At 54.6% G+C, this 26,687-nt stretch carries 34 protein-coding genes; 29 read left to right on the top strand and 5 right to left on the bottom strand.

Annotated features, from left to right (window positions below):
• The first annotated feature begins 128 nt into the window (after window positions 1-128).
• Window positions 129-1,634 (top strand): phenylacetate--CoA ligase family protein, encoded by a 1,506-nt coding sequence (locus tag ACTNE6_RS15945; RefSeq protein ID WP_442499708.1) that lies wholly within the window; start codon window positions 129-131, stop codon window positions 1,632-1,634.
• Window positions 1,635-1,802: 168 nt separating this feature from the next.
• The gene (locus tag ACTNE6_RS15940; protein WP_442497442.1) at window positions 1,803-2,243 is read left to right on the top strand and encodes a low affinity iron permease family protein; all 441 of its coding nucleotides are present in this window, start codon (window positions 1,803-1,805) and stop codon (window positions 2,241-2,243) included.
• A gap of 41 nt (window positions 2,244-2,284) precedes the next feature.
• On the opposite strand, the gene bfr is transcribed toward ACTNE6_RS15940, so the two are convergent.
• The 3 genes from bfr to ACTNE6_RS15925 form a co-directional block, all read right to left on the bottom strand.
• A complete protein-coding gene (gene bfr / locus ACTNE6_RS15935; protein ID WP_442497441.1) occupies window positions 2,285-2,752 on the bottom strand; it encodes a bacterioferritin in 468 nt (155 codons plus the stop codon).
• A gap of 104 nt (window positions 2,753-2,856) precedes the next feature.
• Window positions 2,857-4,452 (bottom strand): SagB/ThcOx family dehydrogenase, encoded by a 1,596-nt coding sequence (locus ACTNE6_RS15930; protein WP_442497440.1) that lies wholly within the window; start codon window positions 4,450-4,452, stop codon window positions 2,857-2,859.
• Window positions 4,453-4,635: 183 nt separating this feature from the next.
• A complete protein-coding gene (locus ACTNE6_RS15925) occupies window positions 4,636-4,923 on the bottom strand; it encodes a nitrogen fixation protein NifZ (protein ID WP_331816764.1) in 288 nt (95 codons plus the stop codon).
• A 214-nt stretch (window positions 4,924-5,137) separates the two neighbouring features.
• On the opposite strand from ACTNE6_RS15925, the gene ACTNE6_RS15920 reads away from it, so the two are divergent.
• From ACTNE6_RS15920 to ACTNE6_RS15800, 25 genes are all read left to right on the top strand, one after another.
• On the top strand, window positions 5,138-5,467 hold the full coding sequence (locus ACTNE6_RS15920; RefSeq protein ID WP_442497439.1) for a HesB/IscA family protein: 330 nt from the start codon (window positions 5,138-5,140) through the stop codon (window positions 5,465-5,467).
• 35 nt (window positions 5,468-5,502) lie between these two features.
• Window positions 5,503-6,402 carry a Fe-S cluster assembly protein NifU gene (gene nifU / locus ACTNE6_RS15915; protein WP_442497438.1) on the top strand — a complete coding sequence of 300 codons (900 nt, stop codon included), beginning with the start codon at window positions 5,503-5,505 and terminating at the stop codon, window positions 6,400-6,402.
• 3 nt (window positions 6,403-6,405) lie between these two features.
• Complete coding sequence (gene nifS / locus ACTNE6_RS15910) at window positions 6,406-7,614, top strand: cysteine desulfurase NifS (RefSeq protein ID WP_442497437.1); 1,209 nt, start codon at window positions 6,406-6,408, stop codon at window positions 7,612-7,614.
• Between the two features lie 101 nt (window positions 7,615-7,715).
• A complete protein-coding gene (nifV, locus tag ACTNE6_RS15905) occupies window positions 7,716-8,861 on the top strand; it encodes a homocitrate synthase (RefSeq protein WP_442497436.1) in 1,146 nt (381 codons plus the stop codon).
• The gene (locus tag ACTNE6_RS15900; RefSeq protein WP_194968564.1) at window positions 8,854-9,024 is read left to right on the top strand and encodes a hypothetical protein; all 171 of its coding nucleotides are present in this window, start codon (window positions 8,854-8,856) and stop codon (window positions 9,022-9,024) included. Before nifV ends, ACTNE6_RS15900 begins: the two co-directional genes overlap by 8 nt.
• Window positions 9,024-9,806 (top strand): serine O-acetyltransferase, encoded by a 783-nt coding sequence (gene cysE / locus ACTNE6_RS15895; RefSeq protein WP_442497435.1) that lies wholly within the window; start codon window positions 9,024-9,026, stop codon window positions 9,804-9,806. The genes ACTNE6_RS15900 and cysE overlap by 1 nt, the downstream gene beginning before the upstream one ends.
• Window positions 9,807-10,334, top strand: coding sequence for a hypothetical protein (locus ACTNE6_RS15890; RefSeq protein WP_442497434.1), 528 nt, complete (start codon window positions 9,807-9,809; stop codon window positions 10,332-10,334). It begins immediately after the preceding gene.
• 520 nt (window positions 10,335-10,854) lie between these two features.
• Entirely contained in the window at window positions 10,855-11,169 is a 315-nt protein-coding gene (gene nifW / locus ACTNE6_RS15885; protein WP_331816778.1) for a nitrogenase-stabilizing/protective protein NifW, read from the top strand.
• Window positions 11,166-11,645, top strand: a complete 480-nt coding sequence (locus ACTNE6_RS15880) for a nitrogen fixation protein NifZ (RefSeq protein WP_442497433.1) — start codon at window positions 11,166-11,168, stop codon at window positions 11,643-11,645. Before nifW ends, ACTNE6_RS15880 begins: the two co-directional genes overlap by 4 nt.
• Window positions 11,646-11,647: 2 nt before the next feature.
• The gene (gene nifM / locus ACTNE6_RS15875; RefSeq protein ID WP_442497432.1) at window positions 11,648-12,526 is read left to right on the top strand and encodes a nitrogen fixation protein NifM; all 879 of its coding nucleotides are present in this window, start codon (window positions 11,648-11,650) and stop codon (window positions 12,524-12,526) included.
• Window positions 12,516-13,790 (top strand): ATP-dependent Clp protease ATP-binding subunit ClpX, encoded by a 1,275-nt coding sequence (clpX, locus tag ACTNE6_RS15870; protein WP_331816782.1) that lies wholly within the window; start codon window positions 12,516-12,518, stop codon window positions 13,788-13,790. The genes nifM and clpX overlap by 11 nt, the downstream gene beginning before the upstream one ends.
• Window positions 13,791-13,851: 61 nt before the next feature.
• Window positions 13,852-14,466 (top strand): Grx4 family monothiol glutaredoxin, encoded by a 615-nt coding sequence (gene grxD / locus ACTNE6_RS15865; RefSeq protein WP_442497431.1) that lies wholly within the window; start codon window positions 13,852-13,854, stop codon window positions 14,464-14,466.
• A gap of 99 nt (window positions 14,467-14,565) precedes the next feature.
• Window positions 14,566-15,003 (top strand): SoxR reducing system RseC family protein, encoded by a 438-nt coding sequence (locus tag ACTNE6_RS15860; protein ID WP_442497430.1) that lies wholly within the window; start codon window positions 14,566-14,568, stop codon window positions 15,001-15,003.
• 2 nt (window positions 15,004-15,005) lie between these two features.
• On the top strand, window positions 15,006-15,308 hold the full coding sequence (locus tag ACTNE6_RS15855; RefSeq protein ID WP_442497429.1) for a hypothetical protein: 303 nt from the start codon (window positions 15,006-15,008) through the stop codon (window positions 15,306-15,308).
• 10 nt (window positions 15,309-15,318) lie between these two features.
• On the top strand, window positions 15,319-15,606 hold the full coding sequence (locus tag ACTNE6_RS15850) for a DUF6156 family protein (protein ID WP_194968574.1): 288 nt from the start codon (window positions 15,319-15,321) through the stop codon (window positions 15,604-15,606).
• A gap of 191 nt (window positions 15,607-15,797) precedes the next feature.
• Window positions 15,798-16,163: a helix-turn-helix domain-containing protein gene (locus ACTNE6_RS15845; protein WP_442496983.1), complete on the top strand. Its 366-nt coding sequence runs from the start codon at window positions 15,798-15,800 to the stop codon at window positions 16,161-16,163.
• Window positions 16,102-16,746: an IS630 family transposase gene (locus tag ACTNE6_RS15840; RefSeq protein ID WP_442496982.1), complete on the top strand. Its 645-nt coding sequence runs from the start codon at window positions 16,102-16,104 to the stop codon at window positions 16,744-16,746. Before ACTNE6_RS15845 ends, ACTNE6_RS15840 begins: the two co-directional genes overlap by 62 nt.
• A gap of 193 nt (window positions 16,747-16,939) precedes the next feature.
• On the top strand, window positions 16,940-17,494 hold the full coding sequence (locus ACTNE6_RS15835; protein WP_442497314.1) for a lectin-like protein: 555 nt from the start codon (window positions 16,940-16,942) through the stop codon (window positions 17,492-17,494).
• Window positions 17,495-17,767: 273 nt separating this feature from the next.
• The gene (locus ACTNE6_RS15830) at window positions 17,768-18,133 is read left to right on the top strand and encodes a helix-turn-helix domain-containing protein (protein WP_442496983.1); all 366 of its coding nucleotides are present in this window, start codon (window positions 17,768-17,770) and stop codon (window positions 18,131-18,133) included.
• A complete protein-coding gene (locus ACTNE6_RS15825) occupies window positions 18,072-18,716 on the top strand; it encodes an IS630 family transposase (protein ID WP_442496982.1) in 645 nt (214 codons plus the stop codon). The genes ACTNE6_RS15830 and ACTNE6_RS15825 overlap by 62 nt, the downstream gene beginning before the upstream one ends.
• Window positions 18,717-18,842: 126 nt before the next feature.
• Entirely contained in the window at window positions 18,843-19,199 is a 357-nt protein-coding gene (locus ACTNE6_RS15820; protein ID WP_442497428.1) for a hypothetical protein, read from the top strand.
• A 431-nt stretch (window positions 19,200-19,630) separates the two neighbouring features.
• Window positions 19,631-20,140, top strand: a complete 510-nt coding sequence (locus ACTNE6_RS15815) for a GspH/FimT family pseudopilin (protein ID WP_442497427.1) — start codon at window positions 19,631-19,633, stop codon at window positions 20,138-20,140.
• Window positions 20,134-20,952: a PilW family protein gene (locus ACTNE6_RS15810; RefSeq protein ID WP_442497426.1), complete on the top strand. Its 819-nt coding sequence runs from the start codon at window positions 20,134-20,136 to the stop codon at window positions 20,950-20,952. Before ACTNE6_RS15815 ends, ACTNE6_RS15810 begins: the two co-directional genes overlap by 7 nt.
• A 24-nt stretch (window positions 20,953-20,976) precedes the next feature.
• Complete coding sequence (locus ACTNE6_RS15805; protein ID WP_442497425.1) at window positions 20,977-22,194, top strand: pilus assembly PilX family protein; 1,218 nt, start codon at window positions 20,977-20,979, stop codon at window positions 22,192-22,194.
• 12 nt (window positions 22,195-22,206) lie between these two features.
• On the top strand, window positions 22,207-22,821 hold the full coding sequence (locus ACTNE6_RS15800; RefSeq protein WP_442497424.1) for a type IV pilus modification PilV family protein: 615 nt from the start codon (window positions 22,207-22,209) through the stop codon (window positions 22,819-22,821).
• 263 nt (window positions 22,822-23,084) lie between these two features.
• On the opposite strand, the gene ACTNE6_RS15795 is transcribed toward ACTNE6_RS15800, so the two are convergent.
• Together ACTNE6_RS15795 and ACTNE6_RS15790 are read right to left on the bottom strand one after the other, a co-directional pair.
• Window positions 23,085-23,426 carry a zinc ribbon domain-containing protein YjdM gene (locus ACTNE6_RS15795; protein WP_268117840.1) on the bottom strand — a complete coding sequence of 114 codons (342 nt, stop codon included), beginning with the start codon at window positions 23,424-23,426 and terminating at the stop codon, window positions 23,085-23,087.
• 125 nt (window positions 23,427-23,551) lie between these two features.
• A complete protein-coding gene (locus ACTNE6_RS15790; protein WP_442497423.1) occupies window positions 23,552-24,016 on the bottom strand; it encodes a putative molybdenum carrier protein in 465 nt (154 codons plus the stop codon).
• Between the two features lie 204 nt (window positions 24,017-24,220).
• Here ACTNE6_RS15790 and ACTNE6_RS15785 point away from each other — a divergent pair, with 204 nt between their 5' ends.
• Window positions 24,221-25,822 carry a tetratricopeptide repeat protein gene (locus ACTNE6_RS15785; protein ID WP_442497422.1) on the top strand — a complete coding sequence of 534 codons (1,602 nt, stop codon included), beginning with the start codon at window positions 24,221-24,223 and terminating at the stop codon, window positions 25,820-25,822.
• A 368-nt stretch (window positions 25,823-26,190) separates the two neighbouring features.
• Window positions 26,191-26,559: an exosortase system-associated protein, TIGR04073 family gene (locus tag ACTNE6_RS15780; protein ID WP_194968586.1), complete on the top strand. Its 369-nt coding sequence runs from the start codon at window positions 26,191-26,193 to the stop codon at window positions 26,557-26,559.
• Window positions 26,560-26,687 lie beyond the last annotated feature (128 nt).

The raw sequence follows: 26,687 nt of genomic DNA, 5'->3' as shown, positions 1-26,687 counted from the left end.
GGCGCACTTTGCCGCTGACGCCTGCAAGTATCCGGTTCGAGGGCACGGCTCAAGAACTGAAGACGGCGCCTGACCTGTCTGTTGACGGCCAGGCGTTGTGCCATGTGAACATTTTTCAGGTATCTTTCATGTCCGACTCGCTTATGCCTCCGTCTACTGATGCTTATAATCACTTTATTTCGACGCCGCTGGATGCGCTTCTGGCAGAGCACCAGACCGTCAATCCTGAAGACAAGGCGCTGGCCCTGTTTCGCCGGTGCGTAGCCGAGGTTCCCGCTTACCGGCAGTTTCTGGAGTCGCAAGAAGTAAATCCCGCTGAGGTTAACTCCTATCAGGATTTCCAGAAACTGCCGCTGATGACCAAGGCCAACTACATGCAGGCTTATCCGCTGCCGGAGCGCTGCCTGGGCGGCAGTCTTCGCGGAGCTGACCGCGTGGCGGTCTCTTCCGGCTCTACGGGACAGCCGACTTTCTGGCCGCGCTCTGCCGATTATGAACTGGCTGTGGCCCAGCGCTTCGAGCAGATCTTTCACGACAGTTTCCATGCCCATGAGCGCAGCACGCTGGCGGTGGTCTGCTTCGCGCTGGGCAACTGGGTGGGCGGTTTGTACACGACGTCCTGCTGCTGGCATCTGGCGCGCAAGGGCTACCCGTTGATGGTGGCGACGCCCGGCAACAACAAGGCGGAAATCTTTCGGGTCGTGCGCGAGCTGGCGCCCCATTTCGAGCAGACGGTGCTGCTGGGCTATCCGCCGTTCGTCAAAGACGTGATAGACGCCGGCGCCGCCGAAGGTATCCACTGGCCTAGCTTTAATCCCAAGCTGGTTTTTGCCGGTGAAGTGTTCAGCGAGGAATGGCGCAGCCTGGTGGGGCAGCGCATCGGCTCCGGTTCGCCCTGCTTCGATTCGGCTTCGCTGTACGGCACGGCCGATGGCGGCGTGCTCGGCAATGAAACGCCGTTCAGCATTGCAATCCGCCGCTGGCTGGCCGATCATCCCGAAGCGGCCCGTACCTTGTTCGGCGAATCGCGGCTGCCGACGCTGGCGCAATACGATCCGGCCCGGCGCTTCTTCGAAGTGCACGAAGGCACGCTGGTGTTTTCAGCAGAAAATAGCGTGCCCCTGGTGCGCTATCACATTGCCGACAAGGGCGGTATACTGGATTTTGATGAGTTGTGGGGTTTTCTGCAGGCGCAGGGCGTGCGGTCATTCAACGAATTAGGTCTGGACGAAGATTTTCAGCCTCGCCATTTGCCGTTTGTGTATGTGTTTGGGCGGGCCGATTTTACCGTGTCCTACTACGGCGCCAATATTTATCCGGAAAACGTCACGGTCGGCCTGGAGCAGCCGGAGATCATGAATTGGGTGACCGGTAAATTCGTGCTGGAAACAGCGGAAACCGAAGCGGGCGACAGTTATCTGCACATTGCCGTGGAACTGCTGCCCGACGTTGAGCCCGACGAAACCATGGTGCCCGTGATAGCCGAATCTATTCGCGCGCAGTTGCTGCGCTTGAACAGCGAATTCGCCAATTACACGCCGCAGGAGCGGCAATTGCCCCAAATCACTCTGCACACGTTTGCAAGCCCTGATTATTTCCCGGCAGGGGTGAAGCATCGGTACACCCGCCGTTGAAAAGAAGGCGGGCTAAAGCCGGGCAAGACTGGAATCTATTTTACGTTTTCGATCATCTGACAGGCCGGATTTCCGCAGAGCGCCAGCCCAGCCTGCACAAATCGCCCAAAGCCGCACTTTCACCTCATCCCCTTGTCTTAATGGCAATAATGACACTGGAGGCAAGCGATGAAAGACACGGCATGGTATTCAAATATGGCCAGACTGGCGTCACGGATCAGCGGACGCCCGATGACCTTTAGCGTAGCGGTAGGGTTTATTATTGTCTGGGGCATCACCGGCCCCTTTTTTGGTTTCAGCGATACATGGCAACTGGTCATCAACACAGCTACGACCATTGTGACGTTCCTGATGGTGTTCCTGATTCAGAATACGCAGAACCGCGACACCGAGGCCATTCAGATTAAGCTTGATGAGTTGATTCGGGCCACCCAGGGCGCCCATAACGCATTGCTGGACCTTGAGGAAATGGAGCAGGCTCAGCTCGATGAATTCCATGACCATTACGAGAAACTGGCGGAGGAGGCAAGGCGAGGGTTGAAGAAAGGGCATCTGGATACGAATAATCCAGAGCCCGAGCAAGCCGCCGCGGATAAAAGAATACACTGACCGAAGCGCCGGCTGGGGGATGCTAGGCCCGGCACTGACGGCTACATCTGCGACTGCAGATAATTTTGCAGGCCGATTCTATCGATCAGGCCCAGTTGCTTTTCCAGCCAATGGGTATGGTCGTCCTCGGTGTCCTCCAGCATGCCTTCCAGAATCTCCCGGGTGACGTAGTCATTGACCGACTCGCAATAGGCAATGGCTTCCTTTAACGCGCTGATCACCTGCATTTCCAGGGCAAGGTCGTTTTTCAGCATGTCAGGAACCGTGCTGCCGACAGCCAGAGGATTTCGGACCGACAGGTTCGGCATGCCCTCAAGAAACAGGATGCGCTTGATCAGCGCATCGGCATGGCCTGTCTCGTCCTGCATTTCATGATTGATGCGCTCGTACAATTTATTGAAACCCCAGTTTTCATACATGCGCGAATGAATGAAATATTGATCCATGGCGGTCAATTCGCCGGCCAGTAATTTATTCAGCCGGTCAACCACTTGATTGTTGCTCTTCATAGAATTACCTTGTGTTTAATTATTGTTGCTTATTTGCTGGGCGGGATGTGCTTTTTTTGCATCTAGTCCGGATTAGAGCGCATAAACCCAATCCTGTCAAAATACTAACGCGCCTCTTTGTTCCGTAAATGGTCATAAGGCGGCAAAGTCTGCAGCCGCGTGTCTTCCAGCGGCATGCCCACGGTGAAATGGTACAGGCTCTGGAGCCGGTCAGACTTGATGCCGAGAATTTCGTGGACGCTGTCATCGAAATAACAGCCGATGCCGGTGCCGCGCACGCCTGCCGCCTCGGCTTCCAGATATAGCGCCTGGCCGATCAGGCCGCATTCCCAAAACAGCCGGCGGTAGATCCAGGGTTGATCGCCGAAGCCGAATTCGGCCACCATGGCCAGGCTGAAGGCACTGTCGCTGGCGATTGACTGGTGGCAGGACAGCGTTTTGGCGATCTGCCGGCAATCGCCCATGTAGAGCTGATAAAGCGGCAGGATGTCCGATACGGGCTGCCAGTCAAAGTCGGCGAGTGTGGCGTTCTGCAGTTTATCAAGCGCTTCAGGATCGCGAGGCAAGGCATATATGCCCGGAGCCAGGCTTTCAATGCGGTGTACAAACAAAAACAGATGGATTTTCGCGGGCCAGCGCCACAGATCGAAAGGCGGTTTGCGAGCCGGCATGACAGCGCTCAGCAGTCGGTAGAAGTCGGTCAGCGGCAGGGTGGTTTTGCCGTCGAAATGCTGGGCGCTGCGGCGCTGGCGGATAAGGGCCGTTGCCGTCTGTCGGCTGGATAAGGTGACGACCGGCTGCGGGGCGGCCTGCCAGAGTGGTTCTCCGGTGCGCGGCTTGGCGGCGGCAGCGGAGACCTCGTCTATGATGGGCCATTTGTACATGTGATAGGCCTTCAGGTTGCTTGCCCGGCCTGACCACGCGGCTGATTGTAGGGTTTCCGACAAAGTTTCGATTTCAAAAGGTGTGCCTGTGCCGGAAGCCGTATGTATGCGGCAGATCAGGTCGGGCGATTCCCGTTCGTCCGGCTTGAAGTCATCCTGACGGTCAAGCCCCAGCAATGCGGCTATGTCATCATCGGCGCATTCGGCCAGCAATTCAACCGACCAGCCCAGCGCCGCCGCGGCGTAGCGCAAGGCGCCCAGCGCATGGCCGGTATCGTGCTGGCAGTAGCGGTAAGCCCGCTCGCCGTATTTCCAGGCTTCGCGCCAGTGTACCGAGCTCAATCCGATCAAAATGCCTGTATTATCCACATCATCGGCAAATCGGCAGCGCCGCTCCAGATGATGGTCATGGCTGACATAGTGGTAAACGCCCGGCTTCATCAATGAGCTGTCTGTATTGATCAGATAAGCCTCAGTCGGATGCAGATTGCCGCTGGACGGGTTGCAGCGCAATGCCCAGCGGTCAGGTCCGTACTGTTTCCAGGCCGCCAGGCCGAAGGACAGCTCCAGCAGCAAGCCCAGCGATTCCAGCGTCAGTGCCTGGGGGGCGATGGCCTGCGGGTTGTCCAGTTCGCTGAACAGGATGGGCAGCTCGGCGCCGGGTTTAGGCAGTGGCATCGATTCGCAGCCGGCGAAGCGTCGGAACGGATCGGGCTGGTCGTCCCAGTCCAGGGTTTCAGGTCCTTTTGCGTAGCGGTCCAGATGGTGCTTGGTGCGGTGGTGGTAGTCGATGACGGTCTGTGTTTGTTCGTTCATATTATGGTTATTGCTTGCTGTTGCACAGTGAGTAGGCTGGGTTGGCCACAAGTGGGACGGGGTTTTCAGCCCCGTCCTGTCTCAGATAGGGTACGCATCGCGTACCTTTTAAATCTTGACGGTTCATCACGACTCCGAAAAGGTAGGCTATGCGTAACCCTACGACTTCGTGGCGGTATAAGGTTATGAAAATTCAAACCTTCCCCAAGCATTCTCATGCCGGCTCTCCAGTCTCAAATCTTCAGGCCAGCACCCGATGGGGGTGCCCAGATTCATTTCCCTGTCTTCAAAGCGCACTATATAAACGCTGCGCTCCGGCTGCTCTTCCACATGGCCGATCATGGTGATGACGCCGCGAGCCCCGGCTTCGGCCAGCACTTGGCCGTGCATGCCATTCGGCATGGAGCCGTCATCGGTGATCGCGTGAGCTGCATAAACAACATCGCCTATATCAAGGTCTTCAATTCTCATGTGTTATCTCCTCAAAGCTTCCGATTGTTTTGTAGCAAAGCCTACAAAGTTTCAAGTGATTGTCTGTTTAGAACCTGCCCTGGCCAGTCCGTCATATTATTCCTGCTTTATTTCTTCTTTATTAAACAAGGCATTAAAAAAATAAAAGGGTGATGGCATACAGGTTGCTTTAAGTATTAACAAGAACGATGCCAACCCTATTCAGGAGACTTACATGATTACATTGACTGAAAACGCTATTAACGCTGTCGGGCGATTTATCGCCGGTTCCGACAAGCCTACAGCCGGCTTGCGGATTGAAGTAACCGATGGCGGCTGTTCGGGTCTGCAATACGGCCTGAAGCTGGAGGAAAATCAGAGCGCAGAAGACACCGTTATCGATTGCGGCAGCGTCAAGGTGTTCATCGATCCTAACAGTATGCCCATGCTGGACGGCATGTCCGTCGACTTTATCGACAGCATAGAAGGGTCGGGGTTCAAGTTCAGCAATCCAAATGCCGTTAAAAGTTGCGCCTGCGGCACATCGTTCAATACGTGTTCGTAAACAGCCCTAATCAATAGCTTCTGGAGGATTAAACGATGTGGGATTACTCAGAAAAAGTCCAAGAACATTTTTTCAACCCTAAAAATGCCGGAGCTGTCGCCGATGCCAATGCGGTCGGCGAAGTGGGCTCGATCAGTTGCGGCGACGCGCTCAGGCTGACATTGAAAGTCAACGAAGAAACCGAGATCATCGAGGACGCCGGTTTCCAGACCTTCGGCTGCGGTTCCGCGATCGCGTCATCCTCAGTGCTGACCGAAATCATCAAAGGCATGACGCTGGATGAGGCGCTGAAAGTCACCAACCAGGACATCGCCAATGAACTGGACGGCCTGCCGCCCGAAAAAATGCACTGCTCGGTCATGGGGCGCGAAGCCCTGCAGGCCGCTGTCGCGAACTACCGAGGCGAAGAATGGAAGGACGATCATGAAGAAGGCGCGCTGATCTGCAAATGCTTTGCGATCGATGCCGTCATGATCGAGGAAATGGTCGTAGCCAATAACCTGCGCACGGTCGAGGATGTCACCAACTTCACCAAAGCGGGCGGCGGCTGTGCGGCCTGCCATGAAGACATCGAAGGCATCCTGGCGAAAGTGCTGGCCGAGCGGGGCGAAAAATTCGATCCGAACGCCGCGCCGATCGAGGTGGCCGCATTGGCCAAGACCAAGGCGCCGATGACCAACCTGCAGCGCATCAAGAAAATCGAAGAGGTGCTGGATAATTTAAGGCCGCAACTGATGGCCGACGGCGGCAACGTGGAGCTGGTCGAAGTCATCGGCAACACCGCTTACGTCAACATGACCGGCGCCTGCAACGGCTGCCAGATGGCCGCCATGACCGTGGCCGGCATTCAGCAACGGCTCATGGAAACGCTGGGTGAATACATCAAGGTCGTCCCGGCCTCACAAATGCCTAAAGCCGCCGCGGCAGGAGCGTAAATCATGAACGCCATCTATCTCGATAACAATGCCACCACGCGCGTCGATCCGCTCGTGGTCGATGCAATGCTGCCGTATTTCACCGAACAGTTCGGCAACCCGTCATCGATCCACCGGTTCGCCGACGGTGTCGCCAAGGGTATCAAGCAAGCGCGCCATCAGGTTCAGGAACTGCTGGGCTGCGAGCACGATTCGGAGATCATCTTCACCTCCTGCGGCACCGAATCCGACTCGACGGCCATCCTGTCGGCCATCAAGGCGCAGCCGGACCGAAAGGAAATCATCACGACAACCGTCGAGCATCCGGCCATCCTGAACCTGTGCGAGCATTTGGAAAAGGAAGGCTACACGATTCATCGCATGCCCGTGGACAAAGTCGGGCGCCTGGATCTGGACGCTTACAAAAAACTGCTGTCCGATAAAGTCGCCATCGTTTCGGTCATGTGGGCCAACAATGAAACCGGCACGCTGTTCCCGGTCGTGGAAATGGCCGAAATGGCCCATGCCGCCGGCGTCATGTTCCACACCGACGCAGTTCAGGCGGTCGGCAAGATTCCGATGATGCTGAAGGACACCAAGATCGACATGCTGTCGCTCTCAGGCCACAAGCTGCATGCGCCCAAAGGCATCGGCGTGTTGTACCTGCGGCGCGGCACGCGTTTCCGTCCGCTGCTGCGCGGCGGCCATCAGGAACGAGGACGGCGCGCCGGCACCGAGAATTCGGCGGGCATCGTCGGCCTCGGCAAAGCCTGCGAACTGGCGCTGGCGCATATCGAGTACGAGAACACTTACGTCAAAGCCATGCGCGACCGCCTGGAGCAGGGCATCGTAGGGCTGATTCCGAACTGCTTTATCACCGGCGACATCGACAACCGTCTGCCCAATACCACCGATATCGCGTTTGAATACATCGAGGGCGAGGCCATCCTGATGCTGCTCAACAAAGCCGGCATCGCCGCTTCCAGCGGCTCGGCCTGCACCTCGGGATCGCTGGAGCCTTCGCATGTGATGCGCGCCATGAACATCCCGTATACGGCTGCGCACGGCACGATCCGCTTCTCGTTCTCGCGCTACAACACGATGGCGGAAGTCGACGAGGTCTTGAAAGTGATGCCCGACATCGCCGCGACCCTGCGCAAGCTGTCGCCTTACTGGGACGGCAACGGACCGGTGGTCAATCCCGAACAGGCGTTTCAGCCGACCTATGCATGACAGGAAATGTAGGGTACGCACCGCGTGCCTTAATTAAAACCCAACAAATGGTACGCGATGCGTGCCCTACGTAAATTATGAAAGCTCAATCTACGTAAATTATGAAAGCTCAATCTCGCACCATCATCATTGACGACACCACGCTCAGGGACGGCGAGCAATCGGCCGGCGTCGCCTTTTCGCTGGATGAGAAGCTGGCGATTGCCGCTAAGCTGGCGGCTTTGGGCGTGCCGGAGCTGGAGATCGGCATTCCGGCCATGGGCGAGCTTGAGCGTGACGAGATCAAGGCTATCGTGGCCCTGGGATTGCCCGCCAAACTGCTGGTCTGGTCCAGGATGCGGCGCGAGGATTTGCGGGCCTGCCTGAACCTTAATGTTGATAAGGTCGATCTGTCGATTTCGGCATCGGACCAGCATATTGAGAACAAACTGAAACAAAGCAGGCCGTGGGTCCTGAAGACCATCGCTTCCTGCGTGCGCGAGGCGCGCGATCTAGGCCTGGAGGTCTGCGTCGGCATGGAAGATGCCTCGCGCGCCGATACCGGCTTTCTGCTGCAAATGGCCGAAGCCGCGCAAGCGGCAGGGGCGAGCCGCATCCGCTTTGCCGACACGGTCGGCATCATGGAACCGTTCGGCGTGTTTGAAACAATCAAGCGCTTGCGTGCCGCAACCGATCTGGAAATTGAAATGCATGCCCACGACGATTTGGGGCTCGCCACGGCCAATACGCTGGCCGCAGCCCTGGCCGGCGCCATGCATCTGAACACCACCGTCAACGGCTTGGGCGAGCGGGCCGGCAACGCTGCGCTGGAAGAAGTCGTGGTCGGCCTGAAGCAGTTGTACGGCTTTGAAACGGGCGTCGATCTGACTAATTTCACAGCCTTGTCGGAGCAGGTCGCTAAAGCTTCCGGCGATGCCATCGGCAGCCGCAAAAGCCTGATCGGCAAGGACGTCTTCAGCCATGAAGCGGGCATTCATGTCGATGGCCTGCTGAAAGATCCGAACAATTATCAGGGCGTTGATCCGGCCATCGTCGGACGCCGTCACCAACTGGTCCTGGGCAAGCATTCGGGCACGCGCGGCGTCATGCATGCCTATCAGCAACTGGGCATACAGCTGACGCGCCTGCAGGCGCAGCAATTGCTGATGCAGGTCCGGCAGTTCGTCAGCCGTACTAAACGTTCGCCGACCGCTGCCGACCTGGACCGGTTTCATCAAAATCTCTCCGGAGGATATTGCTATGAATGATCAAGCCAAACAACCCTCAGCGGAAAAGACCGCGGACATGCCCGGACAAACGCTGCCGGCAGAGCCTCAAAGACGAGAGCAGGGCGATGACCGCTATCCGGGTTCCTTTTTCAGGATACCGGGCCTGGCGGTGCCGGGCAAAACCGGCTGGAGTCTGAGCTGATGGCTGCCGTGTCTATAGACGAGCGCCTGGAAGCGCCGCTGAGCCTGATAGCGCAATGGCGGGAAGACGTCCATTGCGTGTTCGCCCGCGATCCGGCAGCGCACAGTGTCTGGGAAATCCTGCTGACCTACCCGGGCGTACACGCGACGTTGTTTCACCGCGCCAATCACCGGTTGTGGAAGGCGGGCTGGAAATTGCCGGCCAGAATCCTCGGCTCGGTTGCACGGATGCTGACTAATGTCGATATCCATCCGGGCGCCACCATAGGCCGACGCCTGTTCATCGACCACGGCCTGGGCGTCGTGATCGGCGAAACCGCGATCATCGGCAACGACGTCACGCTCTATCATGGTGTGACGCTGGGCGGGACGACCTGGAACAAGGAAAAACGCCATCCCACGCTGGGCGATAACGTGCTGGTCGGCTCCGGCGCCAAGGTGCTGGGCGCCATCACGCTAGGCGACAACGTGCGCGTCGGCGCCAATTCCGTGGTCGTCAAGGACGTGCCGCCCTGCTGCACGGTGGTCGGCATTCCCGGCCGCGTCATCCAGAGCAAGGGCACCAAGATACAGAACCGGCACGGCATCGATCTGGACCATCATCTGGTGCCCGATCCGGTCGGTAAGGCCATCAATTGCCTGATGGAGCGCATCGACGAACTGGAAGCGCGGCAGACCGAAGTCAGCAAAGTATTGCACGAGCAGCATTGCGAGGCATGTGAAGCCGAAAGCCTCTGCGCGGCCGAGCAGGAAATCGTCATCAAGCGCGCGGTGGGGGAATAAATGGATCTGCTCGATTTTGAAGCCAAAGATCTGTACTTCGACCGGCCGGATGCGCCCGAGGTCGAGGGGCTGATTAAAAAGGCAGCCGAAAACTATAGCAGCGAGGCCGAATTGCCTTTGCTGAGGGCCTATTTCCTGGCGCCCGAGTCGCTGAACGTGCTGGTGGCCCTGAACCGTTTTTACTACTACCAGCACCGGCTGGAAGATGCTCTCAACGCGACCGGCAAGGCTTTGGACGTGGTCAGGCTCATGACCGGTTTTCCTGAAGACTGGCGCGATCTGCGGCAGAGCCATATCGATGCGGTTCCGCCCGATTCGCTGACAAGAGTCCGCTTGTACCTGTTCACCCTGAAAGCCATCGGCTTTCTGAACATGCGCCTGCACCGGCTAGATTTAAGCCAGGCGGTTTTCGAGAAGCTGGTCGAGCTGGACCGTATGGACCGCATCGGCGCCAAGGGGCTGCTGGAATTGCTGCAGCAATGCCGGGCTGAGGTTGTAGGGGCGAATTCATTCGCCCTAGGCGATTGAAATCGTCCCCACACAGCTTCGTGGTCAATTAACTTCGGAGCCATGATGAACCGGCACGCTTTAAAAGGTACGCGGTGCATACGAGACTGTGAAAGTATCGCAGCCGGACGGGGCATGTTGCCCCGTCCGAAAGTTTGGTGTCGGTTAAGGACGGCCACTTGGACAGGAGTGCACGGAAACGTTAGGGACGGGGGTTACAAACCCCGTCCCGCTTGGCGATTTCAATCGCCCTGGGCGAATGAATTCGCTCCTACACATGCGCTGATTTCATTAGTTGTAGGGTACGCATTGCGTACCTTTTGAGAGTCGTAATGAACAATCAAGTTTTAGAAAGGTACGCGGTGCGTACCCTACTTTGTGGTTAATTTGTTTAGGAGACGGTCATGTCGAAGTCAAACGAAAAACCCTATTCCATGCTGATGACCGTGACAACGACAGCACTGTTCGTCCTGCTGGCGTTATACCTGCTGTTTCAGGACACCTCATTAGTCGGGCCTATTTGAATGTTTGGAGAAAAACGATGAGTTTCGAAGAAGAAATGGAAGAGCTGGAATCAGCCGAAGACTTCCTGCAGTATTTCGAGCTGGAATACGATCAGCGCGTTGTGCACGTCAACCGCCTGCACATCCTGCAACGTTTCCATGACTACCTGCAAAAAGCCGGAGACAGCATGCCGGATGACGAGGAGGCCAAACGGGCTGTGTACAGCCGGCTGCTGATGCGCGCCTACCAGGATTTCGTCGAATCCGACGCCCAGACCGAGAAGGTATTCAAGGTCTTTTCCATGGGCCAGCCGCAGACTGCGTTTGTTTCACTGAGCGATATAAAAACATGAACCCCGAACGCTTTGACGAAGGCCGGTTTGAATACGGCGAGGCCGTGCGCGTAACGCGCAACATCCGCAACGACGGCACCTATCCGGGCCTGGAGGTGGGCCATCTGCTGATCCGGCGCGGCAGTGTCGGCAACGTGGTCGAGGTCGGCACTTTCCTGCAGGACCAGGTCATCTTCACGGTGCATTTTCTCAATCACGGCCGCATGGTCGGCTGCCGCCTGGAGGAACTGATCAGCGCCGACGATCCCTGGAATCCCAGCCGTTTCGAGTTCAGGGACCAGGTGGTCTGCGCAGTCGATCTCGGCATCCAGGGCCAAATCCTGTATCCCAAAGGCACGCAGGGAGAGATTTTCAAAGTGATCAGGGACAACGAGATGATTCAGTACCACGTCAATTTTACCGGACGGATGCTGCAAGTGCCGGAATCGGCGCTGGAACCCGCCCATCCCGAAACCTTTAACGAGCCGGAGGGTTGACTATGGAAACCGTTGAAAAAGCTGCCCGGACAGAACCCTATGCGTTGCTCCGCTCCTCGCTGGCGCTGTTTAGGAAAGCGCCGGACAAGCTGGACCCGGCCCAGTTGCAGCAGGCCGAAGCGCAGGCCAGGAACGAATACCGGCTGGAAAGCCGGGTGCTGAATGCGCCGGAAGCGGCTGGCGTGATCATCCCCGAGCGCGAATGGCAGGCGGCCTATCAGGAAATCCGCGACCGTTACGAAGACGAGAGCGCTTTTCTGCGCGAGTTGGCGAAAAACCGGCTGACCGAGGAGACCTTGCGTGCGGCATTGTACCGGCAATGCAAGGTCAATGCCGTGCTGGAGAAGATCGCCGCGCGTTCGCCCGAAGTCAGCGAAGTAGAAATCGGCATTTACTACCATCTGCACGCCGAGCAATTCAACCGGCCGGAGCTGCGCGAAGTCAGCCACATCTTCATCAGTATCAATCCGGATTTTCCCGAAAACACGCGCGAGAATGCTTGGGACCGCATTCAGGATGTCCGCGCGAGACTGCTAAAAAAGCCGCATAAATTCGCCGAGCTGGCCCTGAAGTATTCGGAATGCCCGACCTCCCTGAACGGGGGGACGCTGGGCAAGGTGCCGCGCGGTAAGCTGTATCCCGAACTGGACGCCGTGCTGTTCAGCATGAAGGCCGGCGAAGTCAGCCAGGTTCTGGAATCGGAAATCGGTTTCCATGTCCTGCTCTGTAAACAGATACACCGGGCGGAAACCATCTCATTAAAAAACGCGACGCCGAAAATACGCCAGCTGATGAAGGAGCGCTATAGACGCAACTGCCAGCGCGCCTGGCTGGCCAGTTTGCCGGTCGCCGAAACGGAGGGAAAAAGTTATGGCGGATAAAGAAACCAGACACTGTTCTTTTTGCGGTATCGAACAATCGGCTTCCGTGCCACTGATCGCCGGCGCCGAAGGCACCATCTGCGAGGCCTGCGTCTTGCTGTCCAGCCAGGTCATATCGAGCTGGAGCCGGCGCAAGGAGCTGGCGGAAATGCAGGGACCGCTGCCGATTCCGGCCAAGATCAAGGAATATCTGGATCAGTACATCATTGGCCAGCATCTGGCCAAGGAAATACTGTCGGTCGCGGTCTACAACCACTACAAGCGGCTCAAGCACGTCAGTGGCGATGCGGGCCTGGGCGAGTTCGACAAGGACGTGGAGATCGGCAAGTCCAACATCCTGCTGATCGGCCCGTCCGGCACCGGCAAGACCCTGCTGGCCAGCACGCTGGCCAAGATCGTCGGCGTGCCGTTTGTGGTGGCCGACGCCACGACGCTGACGCAGGCCGGCTATGTCGGCGACGACGTGGAAAATATCCTGGTCCGGTTGCTGGATGTGGCCAATGGCAATATCGGCAATGCCGAATGGGGCATCGTCTATCTCGATGAGATCGACAAAATCGCGCGCAGCCCGGAGCAGCAGACCGGCACACGTGATGTCTCCGGCGAGGGCGTGCAGCAGGCCTTGCTGCGGCTGGTCGAAGGCTCGCAGGTCAAGGTGCCGTCCAAGGGCCGCGGCAAGGACGGCGCCGATACGATCATCGATACGCGCAATATCCTGTTCATCGCCGGCGGCTCGTTTCCGGGCCTGGAAAGACACGTCGAGCGCCGCCTCGTGCCCACCGATACGGCCATCGGCTTTCATGCCGCCGTCAATAACCCGAACAAAAAGCCGGCTCTGGAAGAGATGCTCAATGCCACACAGCCCAGCGATCTGCGCAAGTTCGGCCTGATTCCCGAATTCATCGGCCGCTTTCCGGTGCTGGCGCCGCTGGAGCCGCTGGATGTGGACGCCTTGATACAGGTCTTGACCGAACCCAAGAATGCGCTGGTCCGTCAGTATCAGCAACTGTTCGCCTACGAGGGCGTGGAGCTGAAATTCGAGCAGGAGGCACTGGTTGAAATCGCCAACAAAGCCATCGAGCGGGAAACCGGCGCGCGCGGGCTGCGCAGCATCATGGAGCAGATTCTCAGAAAGACCATGTTTGAGATCCCCTCTCGCGACGATGTTGAGCAGTGCGTCATCGATGCGGCCACCGTCAGGGGCGAAGGCGAAATCAAAGTGATCAGGAAAGAAGCGGTCAAGATCAGGCAGCAGGCGTCATAACGGCGGCTTTACGAAGTTCGGGCGACTAAAGTCGCCCCCACAAAGGAAACACGGGAATACCATGAAAACCGAAGACAAAATCCGCCAGCAACTGGCATCCAACCCGATCATCATCTACATGAAAGGCATACCGGCCAATCCGCAGTGCGGGTTTTCGGCCAAGGCCATCGACTTTCTCAACAAGACCGGCGTCGCCTATGCCTATATCAACGTGCTGGAGGCGCCTTTCATCCGCGAAAAGCTGCCGGGCATCTCGCACTGGCCGACTTATCCGCAATTGTTCGTGAACGGCGAACTGGTGGGCGGCTGCGATATCATTGAAGCCATGGCCAACGAGGGCAGTCTGTCGCCGCTGCTGCGGCAGGCGGTCGCCAAAGACGCGCAGCCGGAAGGCGATACGTTGAGCGCCGCCGAGGTTGAAGCGCTGGTGCGTCAAGGGCTACCGGATGCGCAGGTTTTTATCGAAGGCGCCGGCTGTGACTTGTCCTTAGTGGTCGTCAGCAGGCAATTTACGGATCTGTCGCCGGTAAAAGAGCAGCAGCTGGTGCTGGCAACGCTGAAGGAACCCTTGGCCTCAGGCAAGCTGCATGCGGTCAGCGTCAAAGCTTATACGCCCGATGAGTGGCAGGCGAAGCAGACGCGCCCTGATTCAGGCCTGTTGCAGATACAGGGTTAAAGGGGTTGGCGGCCATGTAGGGGCGAATTTATCTCCCCAGGGAGATAAATTCGCCCCTATAGTACTGCCTCTCCAATACCAATTAATTGGAGCAAAACCATGATCGAAGAATTAGCCGTCGTCGTAAAAACAGAAAACCATCAGGTCTGGGTCGAAAGCCGGCAGGGCGGCGCCTGCGCGGGCTGCAGGCAAAAAGCTTCGTGCTCGACGTCGGCAATCGGCAGCGTGGTCGGCAAAAAAGCCGTTGTCGTCGACAGCCGGATCAATCTGCATGTGGGCGATGAAGTCATCGTCGCCATCGATGAAGTCTGGGTGCTGAAAGCCTCATTGTTATTGTATCTGTTGCCGTTGATAGCCATGTTCGCCAGCGCCGGCATGACCAATTGGCTGTTGCCCGATGCCAGCGCCGGCGTCGAACTGTGGACAGCCGGCAGCGCCTTGCTCGGCCTTTTGCTTTCGATGCGGCTGATCAACAGACTGCAGAGGCGGTTCTTGTTGAGCCACTGCACCAGACCGATCGTGCTGAAAAAGCTTTAGACATGGTCAACGTTTGGGCTGTCGATAAGGATATCGCGCTGAAGCTGTTGCTTCTGGAACTGGTGCGTCTGTACGGTGAGAACACGCTGGCATTGAAAGCCTCAGATCCAAACCGTCAGGCGGTCGAGCTTTGCCTGACCGATGATCCGGCCCTGTCTGTCTATGTCTACACGTTTGCCCAGAACCGCGGATGCTACGGCGTCGACTTGAAATACCCGATTCCGGAACACAATATCATCGGCGAAAATGAAAATCTGCCGCTGGACCGGACCTTGGAAATTATCGCCATCCATTTATTTTCTTAACAGTAACTGCATGAATCAGGAACCCTCGCTTATCTGCCGCCATTTCGTCAGCTACAGCGGCGTCAAACTGCCGTTAAAACTGGTCAATGAACTGACCGAAGCCGGCTTGAACAATCGCAACACCTTTTATCGTGGCTATTTCGATACTCTGGGCCGCCTGCGGGTCTGCCAAAAGATCGTGTACGGCGAAGTCGAATCCGAACACCGCTATCAATATGATGACAAAGGCGTGTTGAAACACGCGTTGATTATTGAAGACGGCGAGGAACGCGGACTTGATTTTAATGAACAGGTGTAGTGCGCACCTTTATGCCTTGAAAAAGTTTTGCGCGCCATTTTCGAAATTCCAGATGGATTGAATCCCAACAATATACTTAATGCGTATCGTAACAGATGATAGTCAGCAAATTTTTACTAGAGCATTTATCTGTTACCTAAGATCAAGCCGTATTGCTAAAATGGGGCTTCATTGAATGAGAATGACCGAAGATGCCCAAACCTTACTCAGAAGACTTGCGCTTGCGTGTCGCGAAGGCTGTTGACAGCGGCAAAACGACACGCGAAGTCAGCGCGCACTATCAAGTCAGCCCCTCCTTTGTCTCCAGAGTGCATCAACTCTGGAAAAACACCGGCGGCGTTCAGAGCAAGCCGATCGGTGGTTACAGACGGGCCCTGTTGGAACCCTATGCAGCCGCCATCAAGGAACAGTTGGCGAACAGCCCATCGATGACCTTGAAGGAACTGCAGGATTGGCTGGAAACTGAACAAGCCCTGAGTGTATCGATTTCGGCCATTGATAAGTTTATCCGGCACAAACTGGGCTATCGCTATAAAAAAAACGGTCGTTGCCAGTGAACAGCAGCGCGAGGATGTCGCCAGGGCTCGCGAGCAATGGCAAGCCTGGCAGCAAACCTGCGATCTGTCGAAGTTGGTGTTTCTGGACGAAACAGGGCTATCTACCAACATGATCCGTCGTTATGGACGGGCCTTGGGTGGTGCTCGCTGCCGGGATGCTGCCCCAGCTGGTCACTGGCAAACGCTGACTTTTATTGCCGGCTTGCGTGCCGACAAACTCACGGCACCCTGGTGTGTGGATCAAGCCATGACGGGCGAAGCCTTCAAGGAATACCTGCGTTCGCAGCTGGCGCCAACTTTGAAACCCGGTGATATTGTTATTTGTGACAACCTGCCTGCGCATAAGGTGGCGGAAGTCCGGGATATTGTTGAAGCACACGGGGCGACGATCAAATACCTGCCGCCTTACAGCCCTGATCTGAATCCGATCGAGCAGGTTTTCGCCAAGCTGAAGGCGCTTTTGCGCAAGGCAGCGGCACGAACTTATGACAATCTCTGGCGCACTGTCGGCCAATTAATGGAGCGGTTTCATCCCGACGAATGCCTGAACTTCTTCAGGCATTCAGGCTATGTTTCTGACTAAAAAATAAATGCTCTAACATATGGAGTTGAAATTGTCAATTGTGTAGTCTCGGGTTTTTCTGTGAACTTTCTCATATTTTTGAAAATATTCTGCTACTATACTCAAGCCCTGCATTAAGTAATGTGCAGTTGTGCAGCAGTCTCTTACAGGCTGCTAATGTTTTGAATTATAAACGGAATTAAAGGTAATGGTTATGAAGAAATTAGTTTTATTGAGCAGTATTGCACTGTTGGCTTCAGTGGGTTCGGCGAATGCCGCGCCGGTGCAATATGCTGGCAATGGCCACTGGTATGATTTTATCAGTACTGGAAATATCAGTTGGGATAACGCAGTGAACGGCGCTGCAGGCTCCCTTCACAATGGAGTGAATGGACATTTGGCTACTGTTTCAGATGCCGGCGAAGATCAGTTCATATCATCTATAGCGGGTAACGCTTTTGGTTATTTGGGCGCCTTTGATGCAGGACATGAAGGGATATGGGAATGGATAACCGGGGAAACGTGGTCTTATACAAATTGGGCAGGAGGGGAACCCAACAATTGCTGTGGCGGCGAAAATTATCTGATGAAATGGACTAACAACTATTGGAATGATATTGGGTCAGCTGACAGTTGGATAACCGGATATTATGTAGAGTATGAGAATGCTCCTAGTGCCGTACCCGTTCCTGCCGCAGTCTGGCTTTTCGGTTCAGGATTACTAGGTTTACTTGGCGCTAGACGTAAAAGTCAGCAGGGAATCTTGTAGTCTGACAGGATGCGCTGACCACTGCATCGGCAGGAAATGATCCCGTCATTTTCTCCGCATAAGCCACATCCATAGGGCTTATGCGGGGATAATCCAATAGGGCGCAAGGAGCAACGCAGCCAGAGGGGATGAGTTGAACACAGTGAATCGCATCAAGGGTGTCGATGGGTTCTTTAGGATATCAGCGCACACTGTCAACTAGAGCATTTATCTGTTACCTAAGATCAAGCCGTATTGCTAAAATGGGGCTTCATTGAATGAGAATGACCGAAGATGCCCAAACCTTACTCAGAAGACTTGCGCTTGCGTGTCGCGAAGGCTGTTGACAGCGGCAAAACGACACGCGAAGTCAGCGCGCACTATCAAGTCAGCCCCTCCTTTGTCTCCAGAGTGCATCAACTCTGGAAAAACACCGGCGGCGTTCAGAGCAAGCCGATCGGTGGTTACAGACGGGCCCTGTTGGAACCCTATGCAGCCGCCATCAAGGAACAGTTGGCGAACAGCCCATCGATGACCTTGAAGGAACTGCAGGATTGGCTGGAAACTGAACAAGCCCTGAGTGTATCGATTTCGGCCATTGATAAGTTTATCCGGCACAAACTGGGCTATCGCTATAAAAAAAACGGTCGTTGCCAGTGAACAGCAGCGCGAGGATGTCGCCAGGGCTCGCGAGCAATGGCAAGCCTGGCAGCAAACCTGCGATCTGTCGAAGTTGGTGTTTCTGGACGAAACAGGGCTATCTACCAACATGATCCGTCGTTATGGACGGGCCTTGGGTGGTGCTCGCTGCCGGGATGCTGCCCCAGCTGGTCACTGGCAAACGCTGACTTTTATTGCCGGCTTGCGTGCCGACAAACTCACGGCACCCTGGTGTGTGGATCAAGCCATGACGGGCGAAGCCTTCAAGGAATACCTGCGTTCGCAGCTGGCGCCAACTTTGAAACCCGGTGATATTGTTATTTGTGACAACCTGCCTGCGCATAAGGTGGCGGAAGTCCGGGATATTGTTGAAGCACACGGGGCGACGATCAAATACCTGCCGCCTTACAGCCCTGATCTGAATCCGATCGAGCAGGTTTTCGCCAAGCTGAAGGCGCTTTTGCGCAAGGCAGCGGCACGAACTTATGACAATCTCTGGCGCACTGTCGGCCAATTAATGGAGCGGTTTCATCCCGACGAATGCCTGAACTTCTTCAGGCATTCAGGCTATGTTTCTGACTAAAAAATAAATGCTCTAGACCATCCAGCCATCCCACCGATGACAAATCACCAGGAAGCGTCTCAATTTGTATCGTCATTTTCGGTACAGATGGTCATGTGACTGCACATCAAGGCGGCCATAGACTCCGTGCCGCTCATCACCCGGCCCTGCGGTAAAGAACAGGGTATTGACTGGCCGAGTCAGAAAGCCGTTGCCAAAGGTGAATCCATACAAGCCTTTAATCCGAACGGGAACATTATCGGTAGATTCCAGTTGGCCGATAAATTCCCGGTCGCCAGGTCAAAGGCATTAATCCTGCAATCGCCGAAATTGCCCACCAAAAGACGGTTGCCGAATTCGCCAAAGCCTGCCGGAACCAGGGCCATCCCTCAGGCGCGTTCAGTTTTTGCCGTGATGCCGCTCGACAGCCACGAGACGGCTGAACAATACGCCGTTGGGATGAACACATTGGCTAGGCCCGGCCCTTTTCTTTATGTATCTTAGTAAATCTTAAATTTTTCTTAAATATTTCTTAAACGTGAAGATGATCACGGCTTTTAACTAGCGTTTGAATTAAGGTGATTGCGCTCTTAATTGTTTGTCGTATTCCGGCTTATTTGCCTGCCGGCATATGTACCGGGCAGATTCTCCAGTAGATATCAATGATACTGGAGAACAAATAACTCAGAGCCCAGCGTAACCAGGGAACAAACCTGTTGGAAGATTCTGACTGTTACAAAGGATTTAGATGATGCTTAAAGTAACCTTTAACACGCTTTATTTTTTGCATTGCACGAAGGCGCGGTCTTTCGCTGAGCGCAAATTCCGGTCGGCGACTTTTTTGCTACTGCTGGCACAGAAGCAATCTTACTTAAACAAGACGCTTTAAGTAATGCTTAGTGAATTCGTCAAAAACCGATATGTATCTATGAATTATGAAAAACGAAAAAAAGGCCTATGAAAAATTAAAGGGTTCAGGTTTCACGTCGCTTGAGCTAATGATCGTAATTGCCATTATCGCCATCCTGGCGGCGCTTGCCGTTCCTTCATTCGGCACTGCTCTCGACAAACAACGCATCACCGGCGCGGCTGAAGCCATGTTAGCCGATCTGCGCTGGGCGCGGGCCGAAGCGATTAAGCGCAATAAAAAAGTCAGAGTCACTTTCACTCCTGGCAGTTCATGGAGTTATACCGTCCATGTCGATCCCGCCGGCAGCAACACGCTGCTTAAATCAGTTAACGGCGGCGATTTCCCCGCAATAACCTTATCATCGGCTAGTTTCGCCGGTGGCGTTGCCTATACCACTTTTGATCCGATACGAGGCATCAATCCCAATAACGGCACAGTCACAATCACTTCCAGCAACTTTAGCGCCGAAGTCAAAGTCAGCACGCTGGGTCGCGCACGGATTTGCGGTTCAATGGGAGGCTACGAAACATGTTAATAATCCATAAACAGCAAACCGGTGTAACACTGATTGAACTGCTGATCGGTATGCTGATCGGCCTGATTATTGTTGCCGCTGGCATCAGTGTTTTTGTCACTTCGGTCAGAGGGCAATCCGATAACATTAAACTCAGCCGTCTGAATCAGGATATGCGTGCCATGATGGATATCATAGAGCGCGACATCCGACGGGCAGGGTTTGTGACATCTGACCCTGCGACTAATTTGGCTTCGCTGCAAGACAATCCTTTTTTTGACGCTAACGCTGAACTGGCGGTTTATGATAGCAATACGTGTATTGTTTACGCCTATAACAGGGATGAAAGCGATGATAAAGATGATGATGGAGATGGTCGCATAGATGTAGTGTCAAGCGATAGACTCGGTTTTAGATTGGTTAGTGGCAATCTGGAAATGCGTACCAGTGGCACAACCAATGCAAACTGCACCGATGGCACTTGGGAGTCCATCACCGAATCGGAAGTGGAAATCACCGGGTTGACGTTCAATCTGATCTCAACAACTCTCAATGTCAGCAGCATGGCCAATGATGATGACGGCGATGGCGTCTCGGAAACCGCCGATACCGATGGCATTCCTTATGGGGATGACAATGATAACGGCTTTTGCGATAGCGGCGAGGTCTGCAACACCTGCGCCCGTGATGGTAGCCCCGATCCTGCCTGCCTATACGTGCGTAATGTCACTATTACATTGATCGGCCGTTTACGCGACGACAATGCCGTCACGCAAACCATCACCGAACAGGTGCGGGTGCGCAACGACAAGTATATGGCCCCGATTCCTTAACCGCTACGCTTTGTGGAGTCAATCATGACGTTTCCGAACCTCAACTTGAAAGCCCGCCAGCAGGGCGCCGCCACATTATTTGTTGTGATGATGCTGGCGATAATCATGGCCGTTATTTCATTGACCACGGCGCGAACCGGTCTTATGGAGCAGAAAGTTACCGGCAATGATCTGCGGGCCCGCGAAGTGCAGGAGGCGGCCGAGGCCGGGCTGGAATACGGCATAGGCTGGGCAAAACACAATAGCCTTCCTAATACCGTCACCTGTTCCTCAGGATCATTGCCGCCGGGATGCCCAACGGCCTTAACAACGGTGACCGGCTCATCGACGGGAGAGAGCTATTTCTACACATTGACTTACACAAAAGGCATCGACTCGATCAAAATCACCTCGACAGCGCAAGGCGTTAATGATGGCAGCATTGCCGCGACCTCGGAAGCCTTTGTTAAACAGGTCGCCTTAGAATTGTTCGAGCCCGGGTTGCCCATGCCGCCCCCGTGGGTGATAGCAGGGTGCATTACCGGTGCGCCAGTCGGCACGCCCGATACGTTTGTGCTCAATGCCTCAAACAATGCCGTTCTCAGTGGCAGTGCAGCTACTGAAGGCTGCTTGCCGCAAGGGCATCTGGATGTTACAGCCTGGAATGATGCCAATGGCAACGGCATCAAGGATTTCGGCGAGGAAGGTGCTGGAACGGCATTTAACCGCGGCTTTTTCTCCGGTTGCCCCGATGCTCACTGTGCCTGGAACAGCAGATTCAAAATGGATTTCATGGAAGCTTTTACAAGAGCCACCGATGCCGGCCATGTTTACTCTGGCCCTGACTCTATACCCTGCGGCCCCGCTATCTCTTCGCCCTCTATTTATGTGATCGATGACGATGGTCCAATCAATAATGGCAGCATGATCGGTACATGTTCCGACACGGGTGTTGATTCCCTCACGATAGGCGCACCCTATAAACCGATTCTTTTAATTATCCCCAGTACCAGAGGTTGCCCGAGATTTAATGGGACAATCACGATATACGGCATCATTTATTTTGAATCGGGGGCTGAATGCGATGCTAACGGCTGGGGGGGCGCAACTATTTACGGTTCGGTCATTTGGGAAGGCGACGTTAATAAACCCAATGCCAACACACAGTTTATAGAAGTTGATTACGGTACTGACTTAAATACTGTATTCAATATAGGCATGGACGATGCCACACGCATTCCCGGAACCTGGAAAGACTTTTAAAGGAAAATGACCATGAAAAAATTGCTGCATGCTTCTCAGGGAGGCTTTACCTTGTTAGAAGCATTGATCTCCGCACTGATCTTGGCGGTGGCGATGCTGGGAATGGCTAGATTGCAAGGCATTACGCTGATCAGCAGTGCGGATAGCCGCATGAAAACCCATGCCTTGAATCTGGCGCAAGACAAAATAGAACAACTGCGCGGCTTCGCCAATCAAAATTCTTATATCAGCTATTCGGGATCGGATAACGATACTGCCGTCGGTGCCAACAGCACTTTTACCCGGACCTGGACGGTTGATGACTGCGCCAATTCTGTCAATTGCAAGCAACTTAACGTCAAAGTGACTTGGACAGATCCGAGAAACGCTACACAAACCGTACAGCTTACTTCGTATATCGCCGAGGTCGATCCGGTTAAATCGGGCGTGGCATTATTGGTGACAGGTGGAGGCGCTGGCGGAGGTGGTGGTGGCGCTGGTGGCGCTGGTGGCGCTGGTGGAGGTGCTGGTGGTGGCGGTGCAGGTGCTGGAAATGGCAACGGCAATGGCGGTGGCAATGGCAATGGCGGTGGAAACGGTGGTGGTAATGGCGGTGGAAATGGTGGTGGCAACGGCCATGGCAAGTGATAACGACGCACCTACATTCACAACTGGAAGGAGGCAGCGCTCAGCTTATTGATCCAGTCCCATGATCTTTGAACCGTTCGGGCCGAGAGGGCCGAAGCCCTGCCGCCTTTCGACACGCTCAAGGCGAACGGAGTTAACACTTTCAAGGGCCGGATCAATAATAGGATGAGATGACCCAAAGCAGGCAATGCAGTGAAGCGCATCAACTGCGATCGATGCACACCTAAGAAGCCGCGTCGATCGCGTTCGATTAACCGGGCCTGTCAGCTCTTCTTAACAAACTCCGATTTCAGCTTCATGGCACCGATGCCGTCGATTTTGCAGTCGATGTTATGATCACCCTCGACCAGGCGGATGTTTTTGACTTTGGTGCCGACTTTGACCACTGAGGATGAACCCTTGACTTTGAGGTCCTTGATGACGGTGACGCTATCGCCGTCTTGCAGTATGTTGCCGTTGGCATCCTTGACCACCAACTCATCGGAACCGGCTTCGGCTGTCTCGCCTTTTGGCCACTCGTGCGCGCATTCAGGGCAGATGTACATATCGCCGTCTTCATAAGTGAATTCCGAGCCGCATGCAGGGCATTTTGGGAGGTTACTCATTGCTTTACCTTATACAGTTTGTTTCAACCTTGTGGAATACAAGGCATAGTGAGGCGGCATAATGCCAGATTCGGACGTTTATTGTCCACCATGGCGGGATAAATTACGGATTTTCTTGATATTTCTCAGTCCGACTGCTTGATGGCATTTTTAATGACTTCTTTAACATAAGCATAAATGGCCGGGCAACTGCTCTGTCTCGGGCCAGCCACATTCAGGACGGCAATATGATGGCTTTCGATGAAATCACAGATAACCTTTGATGCCAGGCCGCAACCCACCAGACTGATATCGATGAGCTTATAAGGCTTATGGAACTGCATGCAAAACGCCAGCGTCTGTTCTGTGCCGCCATGCGGCGCTGAATCATAGAAAATGACAGTGCCGTGCGAGATGTCGACATTTTTCCGGGTTCTCTGCCGGTACCCGCCGCCGAGTTCCGTCAACGGATACCGGGCATCGATTTCACCGTCTTCCGCCAGCCTGTCGGCCGGACAATAACCGCCAACCGGAAAGCCCAGTTCGATGCCGGCATCCAGGGCCGCTCTGTCGGCGCCTGTCTGTCCACCGCTCACTATTTTATTCAGCATGATTCTGCCCGCACGCCAGTTTTGATTTCAAGTTTAAGGCTGGTTCCGTAATCCTAAAAGCGGATACTGGCTTTTTATTTCCCGATACAGCAAGACCAGGTCATAGCTGAAACGAGCGTTAAACAAGTGCATAAAGACGGCTGACAGCCCTCTCGCATTACGTTAGAATCCGCTCATTTGTTACCACGATTGAGTTGATTTTCGATGAAAACGCAGCCGAAGCAAGCAAAACAACCTTCTCCCGCTGAATTGCAAGCCTTGCACCAGTTCTTTCAGGCCGGTCGTCTGCAACAAGCCGAAGCGACGGCGCAATCGATGCTAAGCAAGTATGCCAAAGCGCCCATCCTGTACAACATACTCGGGCTTTGCCAGCAAGGCCAGGGCAAGTACCGTGAAGCGGTGGCCAGTTTCCGGAAACTGCTGGCCATCGATCCGCGTATCGCTGAAATTCATTTCAATCTCGGCGTGCTTTTCACCCAACTCAATGATGTCAAAGAAGCCATAGCCAGTTATCGTAAAGCGCTGCAGCTCAAGCCGGCTTTGACGGTCGCTCATTTCAATCTGGGCATTTTGCTGCAGGGCCAGGGCCTGTTGAACGAAGCGGCACAGCATTATCAAGAGGCGATTGCCCTTGAACCCGGCTTTTTTGCGGCGCTGGGCAATCTCGGCACAATCCTGCAGCAGCAGGGCAAGCTTGAAGAAGCCGAGCAGTGTTACCGCAGGGCGCTGGCGCTCAATGCCGATGCGCGCGGGCATTTTAACCTCGGGGCGGTCCTGTACGGACTGGGACAGCACGAGGAAGCGGTCCGGCAGTTTCGGGAGGCCGTCGGTCAGGACCCTCAGTTTGCCGAGGCCTGGAACTCGCTTGGCGAAACGCTGCGCGACCGCGGCGAGATGGATGAAGCGATCCGCTGCTATAAAAAGGCCATTGAGGTTCAGCCTGATCATGACCGTGCCAAATACAACCTGGGCGAATATCTGTGCCTTGCCGGCCGGCTCAATGACGCCATCCCTTATTTCGAGGCCTCCGACTTTGCCGACAGCAAGGAGAGGGCGCTGCAATGTTTATACAAAACCGGGCAATTCGAACTGTTCAAGCAGCGCTTCGATGCGCTGACCGCTAATGCCCGGACAACTACCGTTCTGCTTGGTGCTTTGTCGACCCATTACGCCAGCAATTTTCATCAGGAAAACCCTTACCCTTTCTGCGCGGCGCCGATGGACTATGTGCGGCATACGCACATCAATGAATTGACTGATCCCGACAATCCGCTGCTTCAGGAATTGCTGCACGACATTCAGCATCTAGCTATCGCCGAAAGGAAGCAGGGACGGCTGTATTACGGCATACAGTCCGCCGGAAATTTACTGCTGCGCTCCGAGCGGTCCTTTCAGCAGCTTGCGGCCTTGATCAGCGAAAAGATCATCGAATACCGGCAGCATTACGCAGGAACCAGCGACCGATTGATCGTGGATTTTCCGCAGGAAATCGAGTTTACCAGCTCCTGGTATCTGCGCATGAAAAAAGGCGGATACCTGGGCTCACACATCCACGAGGAAGGCTGGATCAGCGGCTGCGTCTATCTCAAGCTGCCGGAGCGGATCACCGATCATGAAGGCAGTTTCGCGTATAGCACCGATGGCGACGATTATCCGAGACTGCATGACGACTTTCCGAGCCAGATAGTGGATGTGCAGGTGGGCGATCTGGTGCTGTTTCCTTCATCGCTGTTCCATCACACCCTGCCTTTCCAGTCCGACCAGGAGCGGGTCTGCGTGGCTTTTGACGTTAAGCCTGCTGCGTAGCTTGTGAGCTGGGTTGGATCTTTAGTGGAAACCCGGCGCGGATGGCTAATTCAGGAAGCAGGGTACGCACCGCCTACCATTTTTCAAAATATTCAGATGAATTAAATCCAAAAGGTACTCAGTGCGTGCCTTACCGGGCTGGGCGGGTAGCTTGGCGGAAGTCCGGCCTGGCCTGCCGCTGTTCAGTTTGAAATTTCAGCAAAAAACCAGAAAATCAAAGTCCTGCGGGATGCAGTATCAACAGAACCTGACGCCTTGTTAAGCATTCTTTAGGTGTATCGCGTGCTGTAGTTTTGACCGGGCAGATTAATTACACTATACTTGGTATCGATTCGATATTATATTAATAATAATCAGGGAGTATATTTATGTATAAATTTAAACCGATGGGGTTGGTTTTGGTTTTGGCAGTCGGCATATACGCACCGGTCAGCCAGGCTGATGATGAAAAAAGCTATTTTGACCAAGTAGGCGATAAGTTTTTAACAGGGTCTGCCAATCTTTTTACCGGAATTGGAGAAGTCCCCAAAAATATTGTCAATATGAGCAAAGATACCAATCCAATCGTCGGAGCGACCGGAGGACTGATATACGGTACTTTGCATACATTAGGCAGAACCGCATCGGGCGTATTTGACATACTCACCAGCCCGATCCCGACCAAAAGCATGGCCGAACCTAAATATGTCTGGTCCGACTTCGATCAAACCACGACCTACGGCGGTACTTTTGAATAATAGCCATTTTATCTCCCCGATAGTTCGGGGAGATTTTTTTCCTCCATCCCCGTTTCCCGCGCCCAGTCTATAGTCTAAGCTGAAGCTATGCGGGAATCCGGCCAGAGCGGTTGCAAAGGGAATGCACC

It is taken from the genome of Methylobacter sp. sgz302048 (genome assembly GCF_052162025.1).
Classification (GTDB): domain Bacteria; phylum Pseudomonadota; class Gammaproteobacteria; order Methylococcales; family Methylomonadaceae; genus Methylobacter.
Note: the sequence above shows the minus strand (reverse complement) of the source record. Positions and strands in the feature narration are given on the sequence as shown.